Source organism: Mesorhizobium sp. P2_D1, from assembly GCF_056404455.1.
Map to the genome: position 1 here is coordinate 1 of NZ_JBFUDZ010000191.1, position 576 is coordinate 576.

The window sequence follows — 576 nt, forward strand, 5'->3', positions numbered from 1 at the left end:
GCTCGACGACGGGCACCTATGGCGCGTTCGCCATCGACGCGGCCGGCAACTGGACCTTCACGCTCGATCAGGGCGCGGCCGATCATCTGGCCGAGGGCGCCAGCGACACCCAGACGTTCACCGCCACGGTCACCGACGACAAGGGYGCGACGGCGACCGAGACCGTCACCATCACCATCACCGGCACCAACGATGCGCCTGTGGTCGTTGCCGGCGGCAATACCGACACCGTGGTCGAGGCCGGCAATCTGGACAGCGGCGCGGTTGTCGCCGGCGATCCGGCGGCCAGCGGCACGCTGGCGTCGACCGATGTCGACGACGGCGCGACGGCGGCCTGGAGCGGCTCGACGACGGGCACCTATGGCGCGTTCGCCATCGACGCGGCCGGCAACTGGACCTTCACGCTCGATCAGGGCGCGGCCGATCATCTGGCCGAGGGCGCCAGCGACACCCAGACGTTCACCGCCACGGTCACCGACGACAAGGGYGCGACGGCGACCGAGACCGTCACCATCACCATCACCGGCACCAACGATGCGCCTGTGGTCGTTGCCGGCGGCAATACCGACACCGTGG

At 70.0% G+C, this 576-nt stretch carries 1 protein-coding gene; it reads left to right on the forward strand.

Translation table 11 applies throughout. From position 1 onward, the window contains the following. A partial coding sequence (locus AC1D0I_RS32905; RefSeq protein WP_477400236.1) for a VCBS domain-containing protein occupies positions 1-576 on the forward strand: 576 nt, incomplete at both ends.